Source organism: Kocuria rosea, assembly GCF_006094695.1.
GTDB lineage: Bacteria > Actinomycetota > Actinomycetes > Actinomycetales > Micrococcaceae > Kocuria > Kocuria rosea.
On record NZ_CP035103.1, the window covers coordinates 3,811,578 to 3,826,632 of the forward strand.

A 15,055-nucleotide genomic window follows, 5' to 3' on the forward strand; every position below is an offset into this window, starting at 1 on the left:
AGAACACCCCCGCGCACCGGGGCACGAGAGGTCGACGGGACCGGCCGGTGGGCGACGAACCGGAATCCGCCCGCCGGCCCAGCACTGCGGCCCGACGTGACCCGCGCGCTCGGCACCGGCACCACCGCGCGCAAGGAGCCCGCGCCGGACGGATCCGGAGGACGACGAAGGAGCGGCATGGACGAGCTGGAGCGCATCGACGCGGCGTTCCCCGGACTGACGTGGTCGAGGGCGCGGCGGATCACCGAGGGCTGGGACCACGTCATCGTCGTCCTGGACGAGGCCCTGGTGTTCCGCTTCCCGCAGGAGGCGCCGTACACGGAGGCGCTCGGCCGGGAGATCGCGGTGCTGGACCACCTCGCCCCGCGGCTGCCGGTGCGGATCCCGCGCTACGACCGCGTGGCGCCGGACGGCTCGTTCGCCGGGTACCCGCTCCTGCCCGGCCGCACGCTCCAGCCGGAGGTGCTGGCCTCCCTGGACGGGACGGCGCGCGACGCGCTCGTGGACCAGCTGGCCGGCTTCCTCTCGGCCCTGCACACCGCACCCGTCCCCGGCACGCCGCTGGAGCAGGTGCCGGCGTCCTTCCTGGCCGAGGACCAGGACGACGTCCGCAGCGCGGCCGCCGTCCACCTGCCCGCCGTGCTGACCCCGGCAGAGCTGGACGAGGTGGAGCGGATCCTGACCGACGTCGACGCGCTCCTCGCCGCCGACCTCCCCGAGGTGGTCGTCCACAACGACGTCTACAGCCGGCACCTGCTCTGGGACGACGACGACGCCCGGCTCGGCGTGATCGACTTCAGCGACATGTGTGTCGGTGACCCGGCCGTGGACTTCGCGGAGCTGCACGAGTACGGCGAGGACTTCGTCCGCGCGGTGCACGAGCGCTACACCGGGCCGAGGGACCCCGGGCTCCTCGACCGCGCCTGGACGTACCAGCGCTGGATCGGGGTGTACATGCTCACCGACCACTTCGACGTCGGCAAGACCACGTGGGAGGTCGCCCGGGAGACCTTCGACCGCGTCCGGCGCGGGCGGTGAAGCGGACCCCGGAGCGGACCCTCGGCGGCGGCCGCGCGCCACCGCGCCCGTCGTCGTCCGGGACTGCCGTGACGTCGCCCGGTGCACCGGCCGAGAATGGCAGCATGCGACGACTGACCTACTTCATCGGCGTCTCGATCGACGGCCGGATCGCCGGCCCGCACGACGAGACCGACTTCTTCCCGCTCTCCGACGCCTACGGCGCCTGGCTGGGCGAGGAGTTCCCCGAAACCCTCCCGACCCACGTCCGCACCCACCTCGGCCTCGACGACGCGCCCCACCGGCACTTCGACACCGTGGTCATGGGCCGGCGCACCTACGAACCGGCCCTGGCGATCGGCGTGGTCAGTCCGTACGCGCACCTGCGCCAGTACGTCGTGTCGACCACGCAGCAGGAGCTCACCCCGGAGGTGACGGTCGTGCGCGAGGACCCGGCCGGGCTCGTGCGCTCGCTCAAGGCCGAGGACTCGCCGTTCGACGTCTGTCTCGTCGGCGGTGCGTCGCTGGCCGCGGCGGTGCTCCCGGAGATCGACCGGGTGGTCGTCAAGCTCTACCCGGTGCTCGCCGGGGCCGGGCGGCCGGCCTTCGACGCCGGGGAGTTCTCGCCCGCCCGGTTCGACCTGACGGACGTCAGCACGTTCGAGGGCGGCCACGTGGTCCTGACCTGGGACCGCCGCCCGGCCCCCTCGTCCTGACCCGGCGGGCACCGCTCCGGGGTCGGCGGGCGGCTCAGGCCGCGAGCGCGGGCCGGAGGACGGCGTGGGCCCAGGCGCCCAGCGGAGTGGGCGTGGTGGTGAGCGGCTCCCGCGGGTTCTCCGGGGTGAAACCCCGCTGCCCCCGGGACATCCCCAGCACCCCCTCGACCTGCGCGTCGGTGAGGCCGGCCGAGCGCAGGATCCCGGCGACCTCGGCCTCGGCCACCTGGACGGCGGTCAGCTGGCGCCCGAGCGCCTCCCCCACGACCCGGGCGGCCTCGGCGAAGGAGAGGTCCTCGGGCCCGTGCACGCCCTGCGTGTGCCGGCCGGTCCAGTCGGTGGCCAGCAGCCGGACGGCGGCGACGTCCCCGATGTCCCGCGGGTCCACCCAGGGCATCCGGTGGTCGACCGGCAGAATGGTGCTCAGCACCCCGGACCGCACCGACTCGAGATCCAGCAGCAGGTTGGTGAAGAAGTACCCGCAGCGCAGATGGGTGACGTGCGCGCCCGTGGCGTCGAGCAGCTCCTCGGTGCGGGCCAGGCCGTCGATCTCACCGAACCCGTGCCGGGCCTCGGCGCCGACGCTGCTCTGGAAGACCACTCGCGGCACGGCGTTCCCGGCCACCGCCGCGGCGGCGACCTCGCCCATCCGGGCGTAGCCGACGACGGGGTCGTCGTCGTCCGTCGGCGGGTTCACCCAGTACAGGGCGTCGGCCCCGGCGGTGGCCCGGGACACGGCGGCGAGGTCACCCTGGTCCCCCTCGACCACCTCGCACCGGGCCCGCAGGTCCGGGTCCAGGCGGGACGCGCGGCGCACGAGCACGGTGGGCCGCTGCCCGGCCTGCACGAGCAGCCGCACGACCCGGGAGCCCACGTGCCCTGTGGGCGTGGTGACGACGATCCTCATGACGGGTCCCCTCTGCCTCGAGCAGTCCGGTGCACCCCCCACGCTACGACTCCGGCCGCCCCGGCGCACCGGGTGCCGCCGCCGTCCGCACCCGCCGGAGGGTGGTCCGCCCGTAGGGTGGTCCGGACGGCGGGCTCTCCCGAGGGTGAGGAGCACGGCCGGCGCCACTCCGCCCAGCAGCGAGGAACGACCATGACTTCCACCGCGTTCACGATCCGACCGGCGACGAGCGAGAGGTTCGACGACGTCGCCACCGTCCTGGGCCCCCGCAACCCCGACTCGGCGGTCTGCTGGTGCCTCACCTACCGGCTCCCCTCCAAGGAGAACCGCGCGCTGACCGGCCGGGAACGGGCGCAGAGGGTCCAGGAGCTGTGCGCCCGGCCGATCCCGCCGGGCGTCCTCGCCTACGACGGCGGGACGGTGGTCGGCTGGTGCGGCGTGGCCCCGCGGGCCGAGCTGCACTCCTTCGCCCACAGCAGGCGCATCCCCCACGTCGACGACCTCCCGGTCTGGGCCGTGTGGTGCTTCCGGGTGCGCGGCGGCCAGCGGGGCCGGGGTGTGGCCCAGGCCCTGCTCGAAGGCGCCGTGGAGCACGCCCGCGGCCACGGCGCACCGGCCGTCGAGGGCTACCCGGTGGACAACGGGGACAAGAAGGTCGACACAACGATGGCCTACGTCGGCACCCGCGCCATGTTCGAGCGCGCCGGCTTCACCCAGGCCGCCGACACCACCTCGGTCCTCAACGGGTTCCCGCGCGTGCTCATGCGGCTGCCGCTGCGGTGAGCGGGGCCTGAGCGTGGCCCGCACCGGCCACGCGGTCAGGACGCGGGCGCAGCACGGGGCGGGCGGCTGAAGCGGGCCCGGTAGTCGGTGGGCGAGATCGCGTACCGGCCCACGAAGCTCTGCCGCAGGGCCTCGGCGGAGCCGAACCCGCACCGCTGGGCGATCGCCGCCGCCGGCAACGAGCTGGACTCCAGCAGCCGGGCGGCGGCGTCGGTCCTGGCCTCCCGCACGAACCGGGCCGGCGGCAGACCCAGGTGCGCGTCGAAGAGGCGGGTGAGGTGACGGGGGCTGACCCCGACGCGGTCGGCGACGGCCGCGGTGGACAGGTCCGCGTCCAGGTGGGTGGTGATGAACCCGATCGCCTGCTGCACCACGTCGTTGCCTCCTCCGGAGACGCCGGTGAACAGGCTCATCTGGGCCTGGTTGCCCGGCCGCTGCAGGTAGGTCACGAGGTTGCGGGCCACCTGGCGGGCCAGCGGCACGCCGTGGTCGTCCTCGATGAAGGACAGGGTCAGGTCCAGGGCGCTGGTGACCCCGGCCGCGGTGGCGATCCGCCCGTCGCGGATGTAGATCGGGTCCGGATCGACCTCGACCTGCGGATAGCGGCGCGCGAGGTCGGCGGCGAAGCGCCAGTGCGTGGTGGCGCGCCGCCCGTCGAGCAGCCCCGCGGCGGCCAGGACGCTGGCGCCGGTGCACACGGAGGCCACCCGCCGGCTCGTGGCCGCGAGGCGCCGCACGTGCCGCAGGAGGGGCTCGGCGTCGGCGGCGCGGTGGTGGCCGAGGCCGCCCGTCACGATCATGGTGTCGACCGGTCCGAGCACGTGCTCGAGGGCGCCGTCCGCCTGCAGGGTCAGACCGGTCTCGCAGCGGATCGGGACCCCGCGCAGGCTCAGCACCTGCACCCGGTAGGGGTCGCGCGGCCGGCCGATCATGTTGGCCAGGGCCAGGGGCGTGGTGATGCAGGCGATGTCGAGCAGCTCCGCCCCGTCGTAGGCGATCACCGCCGTGGCACGATCAGCCATCAGGTTCCCCTGTCACCCGGTGTGGGACGAGTATCCCAGGATTCCGGACGCAGCGGAGGACGGGCCCGAAGAGTGACGTCCGGCCGCTCCTACCCTCGTGGCATGAACCACCGGCCTCCGTCCGCAACCCTCTCCGCTCCGGCGCCGACATCGTCGGCGCCCCGACCCGTCCGGGCGATCGCACGGCGGTGGCCCGCGATCCTCGGCCTGGCGTTCGCCGCGTTCAACCTCGCCACCGACGACCCGCACAGCGTCACAGCCGTGCTCCTGGTGCTGGTGCTGGTGCTGGCGACGACGGGGTACGTGGTGATCGCCGTGCTCGTCCGTCCCCGCTGGTCCTGGCCGGTGCTCGCCGTCCTGGTCGTCCTCGTGGTCACCGCCCGGCTCGCCGGGGCGGGGCCGGTCGTCGAACTGGCCGCCATGACCGCGGTCGTGCTGAGCGCCGTCGGCGTCGGCGCGGTCCGGGGCACCTTCTCGCGGCCCGGGGCCTATCGCTGGCAGCCGTTCGCCGCCATCGGGTTCATGGCGCTCGGACTCGGTGCGCTCTGGCTCTCCCCGGAGGCCGGGCGCGTGCTGGTCGCTGCCGGCCTGATCGGCCACGCCGCGTGGGACCTGGTGCACTGGCACCGCCACGAGGTGGTCTCGCGGTCGCTGGCCGAGTGGTGCGGTGCCCTCGACCTCGCCCTCGGGGTCGGCGTCCTCGCTCTCGCCCTCGCCGGATGATCCCCGGCCGACCGGGAGGGAGTGCACGGCGGTCGTCAGCGGCCCGGACGCTCGTGGAACTGCAGCCGGTGTCCGTCCGGCGCCTCGACGGTGGCGTAGGTCCCCCACGGCTCGCTGACCGGATCGGACACCGTGGCACCCCTGGAGCGCAGCTCCGCCACGGTCGCCGCGACGTCGTCGGCGGTGAAGGTCAGGTGGGCGCCCTCGCCGGGATCCTTGCCGGAGGCCGAGGCCGCCGACAGGACGATGGACGTCTGCGCGCCGGGGGGCCTGACCTCGATCCAGCGAGCGCCCCCGCCCATGTCGGCGTCCGTGACGACGTCGAATCCCAGGGTGTCCCGGTAGAACGCCAGGGCCTCGTCCTGGTCGCCGACGTACAGCACCGCCGCCGCGACGTTCGTGATCATGAGTTCCTCCTGTGTGAGCTCTTTCCCATGGACAGGTGAGGTCGATCGGCCTCAGGTCCCCATCATGACGGGCCGCTCACGCCCGTGTGCCGTAGACGAGCGCGACGGTCCCGAGGTCCGTCCTGGCGACCGATCTCAGCGCGAGCCGGCGTGGGACCGGCAGCTCGCCGAACAGCCGCTTGCCGGATCCGAGCAGCAAGGGGTGGACGAACAGCCGGATCTCGTCGACCAGGTCCTCCGCGAGCAGCTCCCGGCAGAGCACGCCGCTGCCCAGCACGGCGATGTCCCCGTCCTCGCCCGCCCTCAGCCCGCGCACCGCGTCGACGGCGTCCGTCGAGAGGATCCGTGTCCCCGGCCACGCGGCCTCGGTCAGGGTCCGGGAGGCCACGTACTTGGGGGTGGCGTTCAGATGCGCGGCCACGGGGTTGTCGGCCGGCTGGTGGGGCCAGAACGCGGCCATCTTCTCGTAGGTCCGGCGCCCGAAGAGGTAGCTCGAGGTCCTCGCGAACCCCGCGGATGCGGTGACCTGATGGACGCTCCCGGCATAGGGGGCACCCCAGCCGCCGTGCACGAACCCGCCCTCCGGGTCCTCCCCGGGTGACCCCAGCCCTTGCATGACTCCGTCGACCGTCAGAAACTCGATCATGACCAGCGCGCCCATCGTGGGGTCCTCTCCTCGTCCTCCTCCGACGGTAGAACTCCGGGGCCGAGGGGGTCTTGAAGAAAGCGGCACGGCACAGAGGGCAGACGTGAGCGGGTCCGCACCGACGGTCCTCCGGCAGGCCGTTCCGCCTCCGCTGCGGGGGCTGGTGGCGGGGATCGTGGGCTTCGACGAACTCGCTCCGCCGGGAGGACGGTCCCGGGTGCAGCCGGTCGGCAGCTTCCTGGTGCTGGAGATCTCCTTCACCTCACCGCTGCACGTCCGGGCGCTTCCGGCGGCAGCGGAGACGGTTCACGGTGCTTTCCTCGCCGGGCTGATGCCCGGTCCGGTGCGCACGGTCTTCTTCGACCGGCACGCCTCCGTGCAGGTCTATCTGACCCCACCGGGCGCCTGCCGGCTGCTGGGCGTGCCGGGCCGGGAGACCGCCGGGCACGTCCTGCCACTGGCGGACCTGGTGCCGCGATGGGGCCACGACCTGCCCGACCGGCTCGCCGAGGCGCCGGGCTGGTCCCAGCGTTTCGCGATCGTGGTCGACGAACTGGTGCGGCTCGCCGGGTCCGGGGCACCGGCCGATGCCCTGGTGGAGTGGACGTGGTCGGAGCTCCAGCAGACGGGCGGACAGGCGCGGATCGCGGATCTGGCACGGCGCTCGGGCTGGAGCGTGCGGCACGTGCGCGCGCGCTTCGACGAGGTGACCGGGGTCCCGCCCAAGGTCGCAGCACAGATCATCCGGTTCGAGCGCCTGCACGCGGAGCTGGGGAGCCGGAGTCTCGGGGCGCTCGCCGCTCGGCACGGCCTCTCGGACCAGAGCCACCTCACCCGGGAGGTGCGGCGCTTCGCGGGCGAGACGCCCCTCGCCCTCGCGCGGGCACGGCGGCCCACTGCGTTCACCCTGCTCGGGACACGCCCTCTTCCCTCTCCGACCTCTCAGACGGTGTGACGAGTCCTGTCCCGACCGCGGGGCGTCACACTCGGCCCTCCCCTTTCCTGGGTTGACCGCGCGGCCTATATTTTGACCATGCGGTCAAACGAGGCCTCGGGTGACTCCCCGACCTTCACGGAGACGGCCCGCCGGGCCCAGATCCTGGCGTGTGCGATCGAGGCCATCTCCGAGTCCGGGTACGGGCGGGCCTCCCTGGCCGAGATCGCCCGCCGCGCCGGCGTGAGCAAGGGCGTGGTCTCCTACTACTTCACGTCCAAGGACGAGCTGCTGGCCCAGGTGGTGATCGACGTCTACCGCCGCGCCGGGGCCGCCATCGCGGCCCGCACCGACGCCGAGACCGACCCCTCGGCGGTGCTGACCGCCTACGTGGAGGCGAACCTCGCCTTCCTGGGCCGGCATCCGGCGGACCTCCGGGCGGTCACCGAGATCGTGATGAACCTGCGCGCCCCGGACGGCGCCCCCCGGTTCACCCCGTCCGGGGCCGACCCGGTGCTGGCCCACCTGGAGCGCCTGCTGCGCGACGGGCAGGAGACCGGGGCCTTCCGGGACTTCGACGCCCATGCCCTGGCGATCCTCGTCCGCGGGGCGATCGACACCGCCTCCGGGCGGCTGGTCACCGACCCGGACTTCGACCTGGGCACCTACACCCGCGAGCTCGTCTCCGTGATCGGGCTCGCGACCCGGAAGAGACCCTGAGGAGAGCGCTGTGAGCGTCCCGGACCCCATCCCGCGGCCGACCGTTCCCCCTGCCGGGACACCACCGGACCGGAACCCTGCGCCGTCGCCGGCCCCGGACGGCGGTGCGGTCCCGAGCGGCGGTGCGGTCCCGGGCGGAACGCCGGTGAGCTGCCGGCGTCACCCGCTGGTGGGACTGCTGGGCGCAGGCCTGGTCCTGCCCTTCGCCCTGTACTACGGACTGCGACTGGCCGGGGCGGAGCCCTGGGTGGCGCTGGTGCTCGGCGGGCTCGCCCCGCTGCTGCGCGTGCTGGGCGCCGCGGCCCGCACCCGCCGGCTGGACCGGCTCGGGGCCTTCACCCTGTCCGTGCTGGCCCTCAACACCGCCGTGGGGCTGATCACGGCCGACGCCCGGCTGCTGATGGCCCTGGGCGGCTGGCTCACCGCACTGCTGGGCGCGTGGCTGCTGACGAGTCTCGCCGGCGGCCGGTCCGCGCTCTTCGACGCCACCGTGGCTCTGATGCCCGCCGAGGCCGCCACCCGCTGGAGGCACGGCTGGGAGCAGGACCCGGTGTTCCGCCGGATCTTCCGGGCGATGACCGCGGGCTGGGGAGCCGCCTTCCTGATCGGGACCGGCGCCCGAGCGGTCATGGCCTACACCCTGCCCGTCGACGCGGTCCCGGTCGCCGCCGCGGCGCTGCTGCTGGTGCTGCTGGTCGCCGTCGTCCAGGCCGGCAAGGCGTACGGGCGGCGGCACCTGGGCCCGCCCGCCGCGCCGGCCACGGCGGCCGGGCCGCCCCCGGCGCCCGGCGGTCCGGGCGCCCGGAGCGGACCGGACGGTGACCTGGGCCTTTGACGCCACGTTGCGCCCACAGGGGACCGCAAGGTGTGAGAGTTCCCACTCGGCCTGTGCTTTCCCAGGTCAGTCCGGATAATGGGGAAGGCTGGCCCGAGCATCGTCGCGGGGATCAGCACCCCCTTCCCCGCAACCGAAGCAGGACAGCATGACTCTGGAAAAACCACGCACCGAGGCCCCCGCGGCCGAGGACCATCCGCAGGCACCGGCCGAGGAGCAGTCCGAGAAGAAGAGCCCGGCCCTGAACATCCCGGGCCTGCTCGCCGGCGCCGCCACCGCCGCGACCATGTCCGTGATCGGCGGCCACCTCAGCGTCGCCGGCACCGTCCTCGGCGCCGCACTGACCAGCATCGTCTCCGGCATCGCCATCGTCATCTACTCGACCTCGCTCGAGAAGAGCCGCCGCGGCCTGAAGAAGGTGAAGACCACCGTGGCCCAGCGCGTGCTCGCCCGCCCCGGCCTGGACTCCTCCGAGTCGGACGGCAGCACCGCCGTGGCCGCCGGCAGCCGCTGGACCGCCCTGCGCCCGCGCCTGAAGCCCGTCCTGGTCTCCACCGGCGCCGTCCTCGGCCTCGCGGTCGCGGCGATCTTCGGCATCCAGGCGCTCACCGGCACCGAGCTCTCCGGGGGCACGGGCACGATCCAGCGCACCGTGACCGGCAGCGAGTCGGTCTCCGTGCGCAGCGACGTTGCCCCCGCCCCGGTCGAGGACCCGGCCGCCGGCACCGGCGAGGTGGCCCCTGCCGAGGGGACCGTCCCCGACGCGGAGGTCACCGTGGCCCCGGGTGGAGTCGTTCCGGGCGAGGTCGCCCCCACGGACGGAGCGGTGACCGAGGACGACACCACGACCGGCGGCACCCTCCCGGACACGAGCGGCCAGGAGTCGGAGAGCGGGCAGACCGACACCGTCCAGCCGGGCGCCGGCGCGGCCGCCGAGCAGGCCGTGCCGGGCGCCGACGCCGGTGCGGTGCCCGCGGCGCCGTAGACGGCAGCACACCGGAAGGACCGGGGCGGGGACGTGGACACCACGTCCCCGCCCCTTCCCGTGCCGGCCCCTTCTCCCGGCGCGGCCGGCGTCCAGGAGGAGGAGCCGGTCGCGCCATCTTTCGTCATGTTCGCCTGTTGCCCCTGACCAGGCCCGATGTTGGCGCGGCTCCCACGAGGTCTGGACTTAAGTCGACTGACATATGTCCCGAAAGGCACCTAACTTGGCCTCATCCCGGCTGCGGTCGCAGGCGGGAGGCGATCGACGAAGGGGATGACAGTGGCAGGGGTTCGAGAGGTTCGCGGAAATCAGGTGGCGCAGTGGCTGACGGTCGCGGCCGTCATGCTGTTCGTCGCCAACGGCGCCGTCCTGGCCCTGGGGTCCCAGGCCTACGGGTGGGCCACGCTGCTGTTCGCGGCGGCCGCGTACTTCGCGGTGTCCACCGGGATCGTGGGACGCCCCCTGCGACAGCACTGACCCGCCGGCACCGAGGTGCCGGTCCTGACCCACCGACGGAGCGTCGGCCCGGCACGCCGGTCGTGCCGGGCCGACGCTCCGTCGTCGTCCCGGCGGCGGTTCCGGGGCGCGGGTGCCGCTGCCCGGGAGTGACGCCGCCCGAGGCCCGGAGGGACGCGGTCCGGCTGGTATCGTCCCTGAGGTCCACCCCATGTGCACCCAGCGAGGACCACCATGTCGCGCTCCCCTGCCCCGCGGACGATCTCCGCCGACGCAGAATTTGTTCCCTCCCCCACGACCACGCCGACGACCACGAACCCCGCCCCGGACCGCTCGGCCACGGCACCCGGTGCCCGGAGCCGGCCCTCCGCGGTCGACACCGGCTGGATGCTCGGCCTGTTCGGCACCGCCATCGGCGCGGGCATCCTCTTCCTCCCGATCAACGCGGGGGCCGGCGGCCTGTGGCCGCTGCTCGTGGTGACGGTCCTCATCGGGCCGATGACCTACCTGTCCCACCGGGCCCTCGCACGCTTCGTCTGCGCCTCGCCGCGGAAGGGCGAGGACATCACGGTCGTGGCCCGCGACTACTTCGGGGAGGGCGCCGGGCGGGTGATCACCGTCCTGTACTTCCTCGCGATCTACCCCATCGTCCTGATCTACGGGGTGGGCATCACCAACACGGTCGAGAGCCTGCTGGTCAACCAGCTGGGCCTGCCGCAGGTGCCCCGCGTGCTGCTCTCCGGGGTGCTGATCGCCCTGATGATGCTGGTCATGGTCGCCGGTCAGCGCCTCATGCTCGCGGTGACCCGGTGGCTGGTCTACCCGCTGATCCTCGCCCTGCTGGGGGTGACGATCTACCTCGTCCCCACCTGGCAGGTGGGCGACCTCGCCGTGGTGCCGTCCGCCGGCGAGCTCACGCTGTCGGTGTGGCTGATCATCCCGGTGCTGGTGTTCGCGTTCAACCACTCCCCCGCGATCTCCCAGTTCTCCCTGGCGATGCAGCGCGAGCACGGGACGGACGCGCCCGCGGCGGCGTCCCGCGTGCTGCGCCGCACCACGGTCCTGCTGGTGCTGTTCACCATGGGCTTCGTCTGGTCCTGCGTCCTGTCCCTGGGCACCACCGGGCTGCAGGAGGCCCGCGAGGCCAACCTCCCGGTGCTCTCCCACCTGGCCAACGTGCAGGACAACCCCTGGATCGGCTACCTCGGCCCCGCCGTGGCGGTCGTGGCGATCGTCTCCTCGTTCTTCGGCCACTACCTGGGCGCCAGCGAGGGCGCGGCGGGGATCGTGCGCAGCATGCTCCCCGCCCGGATCCGGCAGCCGCAGGACCGGACGCTGCGCCGGGGGATCGCGGTCTTCATCTTCCTCACCACGTGGGCGGCCGCGGTGCTCAATCCGAGCATCCTGCCCCTCATCGAGTCCCTGGCCGGGCCCGTCATCGCCGTGATCCTGTACCTGATGCCGATGTACGCCGTGCGCCGGATCCCGGCGCTGGCGCCCTACCGGGGGCAGCTCTCCAACGTGTTCGTGACCGTCGCCGGGCTCGTGGCCATCAGCGGCATCCTCTTCACCCTCGTCCGCTGAGCCCCCGGCCCTGGGCGGGACGTCCCCGATAGACTGGGGGCCGCACACCGACCCGGTTCGAGACCGGTGCTACCGCCGGAGGAACATGGCCCGCAACCCCACTGCCGCCGATGTCGCGCGCGAGGCCGGGGTCTCCCGGAGCGCGGTCTCGATGGTCCTCAACAACAACGCCGACGGCAACGTCTCGCCCACCGCCCAGCAGCGGATCCGGGAGGCCGTGCAGCGGCTGGGCTACGTGCCGAACGCGGTGGCGGTCGCCCTGCAGAGCCAGCGCACCAACACCATCGGCGTGATCACCGACGAGATCGTGACCAGTCCCTTCGCCGGCCGGATCATCAGCGGCGCCGGTTCCGTCGCCCGCCCGGCGGGCTACGTGCTCACCGTGGCCGACACGGAAGGGGTGCCGGGGCGCGACCTCGAGCTCGCCGAGGCCCTGATCCACCGGCACGTCGACGGGCTGGTCTACGCCACGGGCGGCCTCGTGGAGCTGGACCCGCCCGTGGCGCTGCTGCACCGCCCCGCGGTGCTCGCCAACTGCTACGACCCGCAGGAACGGCTCGCCGCGGTGATCCCGGACGAGGTGACCGGGATGCGCCGTGCCACCGAGCACGTGCTCGGCCTGGGGCACCGCCGGATCGCCCTGCTGACCGGCACGTCCGACTCGCCGGCCACGCCGCTGCGCCGGCAGGGCTTCGAGGCGGCCTGCGCGGAGTTCGGCCGCGAGGGCCTGCGGCTCACGGTCGAGCCGACCGGCTGGGAGATCCAGGACGGCTACCGGGCGGCGCAGCGGCTGCTCGCCCTGCCCGAGCCGCCGACGGCGGTCCTCGCGTCCAACGACCGCACCGCCACGGGCGTGCTGCTCTGCGCGGCGGCGTCCGGCCTGCGGGTCCCGGAGGACCTCTCCCTCGTGGGGGTCGACGACCAGCAGAGCGTGGCCGACCAGCTCGTCCCCGCGCTGACGACCGTAGCCCTGCCGCACCTGCGGATCGGGGCGCGCGCCGTGGAGCTGCTCCTGGAGCAGCTCCACGGCGTCGAGGTCCCGCCCGCGGTGGAGCGCATCGACTGCCCGCTGATCGTCAGGGCGTCGACGGGCCCAGCGCCCACCCGGTGACCGCGCCCGGCTCGACCGCCGCGCACCAGGTCTCGCCGTCCTGCGGATAGGCCCGGAGGGTGTGGGAGGGCCCGTCCTGCGCGTAGACCTCCACCAGGGAGCCGTCGACCACGACCGTCGCCGCGCGCCCCGACCAGACCTCGCGCTCGCCGGCGGGACCGCGCAGCAGCAGGCGCACGGCGGCGTCCGGGCCCGTGGCGCGGAGCTCGGCGGCGTCCGGCAGCTCGACCGTCCCGTCCGCGGACGCCGGCTCGAGGGGCTCGCGCCGGTGCCCCGCGCACTCGGCGGCGGGTGCCGGGACGAGGACGTCGCCGTCCAGGCGGAGCTCGCGCGGCCAGGTGAGCAGACCAGCCCACCCCTCCTCGTCGCTGACCTCCTCCGGGCGCGTCTCCCACGACCAGCCCCACAGCAGGGTGCGGTCCTCCAGCGCCAGCACCTGGGGCGCGTAGAAGGCCGGCCCCGTGTCCACGGCGCCACAGGCCTCGGGGGTGAAGCGGGGGGCGGCTCCCCGGGCCCGGCCCCCGTCGTCGTCGTCGGGGTCCTCGTCCATGCGCCCGACGACGTAGCGCACGTCCTGGAGCCGGCCGGACCCGTCCTCCTGGCGCATCCACCGGGAGACGATCAGCACCCAGCGGGACACCTCGCCCTCGACCACCTCGAAGAGCTGGGGGCACTCCCAGATCGAGGCGTCGAGGTCCGCGCTGAGCACGGGGTGGTCCGAGGTCAGCCACACGCCCAGGTAGGTCCAGTGCTCCAGGTCGGCGGCGTCGTAGAGCAGGATCGCCGCCCGGCCGTCGGCCAGCCCCGCGCCCTGGAGGGCGTACCGCCGCCCCGCCCAGCGGAAGAGGAACGGGTCGCGCACCGCGACGACGTCAGGGTCCGCGGGCATCTCCGCCGCCGTGACGCCCTCCTGCCGCCAGGACCGCAGGTCCTCCGAGCCGGTGGCCAGCGTCACCCGGGACCGGTCGTCGCCGGCCTCGACACCGCTGTAGACCGCCACCGGGCACCCCTCGTCGACGGTGAGCACCCCGGACCAGCAGCCGAACGCGTCGGGGCCGTGCTGCTGCGGGCGCAGGGCCACCGGCTCCTCCTGCCACGTCACCAGGTCCGGTGAGGACAGGTGCCCCCACTGGATGGCGTCGTGGCGCGCGGAGCCGGGGTTGTACTGGAAGAACACGTGCCAGGTGCCGTCGACCCGGCACAGCCCGTTGGGGTCGTTGAGCCAGCCCCGGGCCGGCCGGGGGTGGGTGCGGGGGAAGGCCCGGCCGGTGGGCAGGACGGCGGAGGCGGTGCTGGGAGAGAGGGTCATTTGCTGCTTCCTGCGGTGAGGCCCTCGCGCAGATAGCGCTGCCCGAAGACGAAGACGATGAGTGCGGGGATCATGGAGATCACGACGCCGGCCAGGACCACGGAGATGGAGCCCGTGCCCAGGTTCCCCTGCAGGGACACGAGGCCCAGGGGGAGGGTGAAGTTCTGCTCCGAGATGGTCAGGATGAGTGGCCGGAAGAACTCGTTCCAGTGGTAGTTGAACGCCAGGATGCCCACGATGGCCATGCCCGGCAGGGACAGCGGCGCGTAGATGGAGAAGAAGGTCCGCCAGGGGCTCGCCCCGTCCAGGGCGGCGGCCTCCGCGAAGTCGTTGGGCAGCCCCATGAAGTACTGGCGCATCAGGAACGTGCCGAACGCGGTGGGGATGGCCGGGATGATCAGCGCCAGGAGGGTGTCGGCCAGGCCCATGCCGCGGACCAGCATGAACACGGGCACGATCGTCACCTGGACCGGGACCATCATGGTGGCCAGGACCACGCCGAACATCAGCCCGGAGCCCCGGAAGCGCATGCGGGCGAAGACGTACCCGGCCATGGCCGCCGTCAGCATCTGCCCGGCGGCGATGAGGGCGGTGACCAGTGCGCTGTTGAGGACGAGCCGCACCAGGTCGATCTGCCGGGCGACCTCGGCGTAGGCCGTGGTGTCCGGATCGGTCGGGAAGAACTTGGGCGGGAGGTCGAACGCCTCGCTGGGGCTGCGCAGCGACGTCGACAGGGTCCACATGACGGGTCCCAGGACCGCGACGGCGGCGACGATCAGGAAGAGGAAGCCGGCGACGCGTCCCGGGGTGGGCAGCCCCCGGCGCCGACGACGGCGGGGCGCGGGGCCGGCCGTCCGGGACGGGGTGTGAGCGGGTGCAGACATGAGGTGGTCCTTCGTC

At 73.8% G+C, this 15,055-nt stretch carries 17 protein-coding genes; 11 read left to right on the plus strand and 6 right to left on the minus strand.

Translation table 11 applies throughout. The annotated features are described in order from the left end of the window. Positions 1–177 precede the first annotated feature (177 nt). Both EQG70_RS17355 and EQG70_RS17360 read left to right on the plus strand, forming a co-directional pair. Positions 178–1,038, plus strand: coding sequence for a phosphotransferase family protein (locus EQG70_RS17355; protein ID WP_109269097.1), 861 nt, complete (start codon positions 178–180; stop codon positions 1,036–1,038). Between the two features lie 104 nt (positions 1,039–1,142). Next, positions 1,143–1,733, plus strand: a complete 591-nt coding sequence (locus tag EQG70_RS17360; RefSeq protein WP_109269096.1) for a dihydrofolate reductase family protein — start codon at positions 1,143–1,145, stop codon at positions 1,731–1,733. 34 nt (positions 1,734–1,767) lie between these two features. Here the strand turns inward: EQG70_RS17360 and EQG70_RS17365 are convergent, their stop codons facing one another. After that, positions 1,768–2,640, minus strand: coding sequence for an NAD(P)H-binding protein (locus EQG70_RS17365; RefSeq protein ID WP_109269095.1), 873 nt, complete (start codon positions 2,638–2,640; stop codon positions 1,768–1,770). Between the two features lie 192 nt (positions 2,641–2,832). Between EQG70_RS17365 and EQG70_RS17370 the strand changes: the two genes are divergently transcribed. Beyond that, a complete protein-coding gene (locus EQG70_RS17370; protein WP_109244010.1) occupies positions 2,833–3,423 on the plus strand; it encodes a GNAT family N-acetyltransferase in 591 nt (196 codons plus the stop codon). Positions 3,424–3,458: 35 nt separating this feature from the next. Here the strand turns inward: EQG70_RS17370 and EQG70_RS17375 are convergent, their stop codons facing one another. Beyond that, entirely contained in the window at positions 3,459–4,445 is a 987-nt protein-coding gene (locus tag EQG70_RS17375; protein ID WP_167508934.1) for a GlxA family transcriptional regulator, read from the minus strand. Positions 4,446–4,547: 102 nt separating this feature from the next. Between EQG70_RS17375 and EQG70_RS17380 the strand changes: the two genes are divergently transcribed. Beyond that, positions 4,548–5,168: a hypothetical protein gene (locus EQG70_RS17380; RefSeq protein WP_109269093.1), complete on the plus strand. Its 621-nt coding sequence runs from the start codon at positions 4,548–4,550 to the stop codon at positions 5,166–5,168. Positions 5,169–5,203: 35 nt separating this feature from the next. Here EQG70_RS17380 and EQG70_RS17385 read toward each other — a convergent pair whose 3' ends face one another. Both EQG70_RS17385 and EQG70_RS17390 read right to left on the minus strand, forming a co-directional pair. Beyond that, positions 5,204–5,575 (minus strand): VOC family protein, encoded by a 372-nt coding sequence (locus EQG70_RS17385; protein ID WP_109269092.1) that lies wholly within the window; start codon positions 5,573–5,575, stop codon positions 5,204–5,206. Between the two features lie 76 nt (positions 5,576–5,651). Beyond that, positions 5,652–6,236 (minus strand): dihydrofolate reductase family protein, encoded by a 585-nt coding sequence (locus EQG70_RS17390; RefSeq protein ID WP_109269124.1) that lies wholly within the window; start codon positions 6,234–6,236, stop codon positions 5,652–5,654. Positions 6,237–6,324: 88 nt separating this feature from the next. Between EQG70_RS17390 and EQG70_RS17395 the strand changes: the two genes are divergently transcribed. The 7 genes from EQG70_RS17395 (at position 6,325) to EQG70_RS17420 (ending at position 12,846) form a co-directional block, all read left to right on the plus strand. Further along, on the plus strand, positions 6,325–7,176 hold the full coding sequence (locus EQG70_RS17395) for a helix-turn-helix domain-containing protein (RefSeq protein ID WP_161976639.1): 852 nt from the start codon (positions 6,325–6,327) through the stop codon (positions 7,174–7,176). A 78-nt stretch (positions 7,177–7,254) separates the two neighbouring features. Continuing rightward, positions 7,255–7,875 carry a TetR/AcrR family transcriptional regulator gene (locus EQG70_RS17400; protein WP_109269090.1) on the plus strand — a complete coding sequence of 207 codons (621 nt, stop codon included), beginning with the start codon at positions 7,255–7,257 and terminating at the stop codon, positions 7,873–7,875. A 145-nt stretch (positions 7,876–8,020) separates the two neighbouring features. After that, on the plus strand, positions 8,021–8,710 hold the full coding sequence (locus EQG70_RS17405) for a VC0807 family protein (protein ID WP_136340986.1): 690 nt from the start codon (positions 8,021–8,023) through the stop codon (positions 8,708–8,710). Positions 8,711–8,858: 148 nt separating this feature from the next. Then, positions 8,859–9,695 (plus strand): hypothetical protein, encoded by an 837-nt coding sequence (locus tag EQG70_RS17410; RefSeq protein WP_109269089.1) that lies wholly within the window; start codon positions 8,859–8,861, stop codon positions 9,693–9,695. 312 nt (positions 9,696–10,007) lie between these two features. Further along, positions 10,008–10,172, plus strand: a complete 165-nt coding sequence (locus EQG70_RS18230) for a hypothetical protein (protein WP_017834952.1) — start codon at positions 10,008–10,010, stop codon at positions 10,170–10,172. A gap of 213 nt (positions 10,173–10,385) precedes the next feature. Next, complete coding sequence (locus EQG70_RS17415) at positions 10,386–11,735, plus strand: SLC5/6 family protein (RefSeq protein WP_109269088.1); 1,350 nt, start codon at positions 10,386–10,388, stop codon at positions 11,733–11,735. Between the two features lie 85 nt (positions 11,736–11,820). Next, positions 11,821–12,846: a LacI family DNA-binding transcriptional regulator gene (locus EQG70_RS17420; RefSeq protein ID WP_109269087.1), complete on the plus strand. Its 1,026-nt coding sequence runs from the start codon at positions 11,821–11,823 to the stop codon at positions 12,844–12,846. On the opposite strand, the gene EQG70_RS17425 is transcribed toward EQG70_RS17420, so the two are convergent. Then, positions 12,812–14,155 carry a glycoside hydrolase family 32 protein gene (locus EQG70_RS17425; protein WP_109269086.1) on the minus strand — a complete coding sequence of 448 codons (1,344 nt, stop codon included), beginning with the start codon at positions 14,153–14,155 and terminating at the stop codon, positions 12,812–12,814. The two genes, EQG70_RS17420 and EQG70_RS17425, sit on opposite strands and share 35 nt — an antisense overlap. Beyond that, the gene (locus EQG70_RS17430; RefSeq protein ID WP_109269085.1) at positions 14,152–15,039 is read right to left on the minus strand and encodes a carbohydrate ABC transporter permease; all 888 of its coding nucleotides are present in this window, start codon (positions 15,037–15,039) and stop codon (positions 14,152–14,154) included. Before EQG70_RS17430 ends, EQG70_RS17425 begins: the two co-directional genes overlap by 4 nt. Positions 15,040–15,055: the final 16 nt, after the last annotated feature.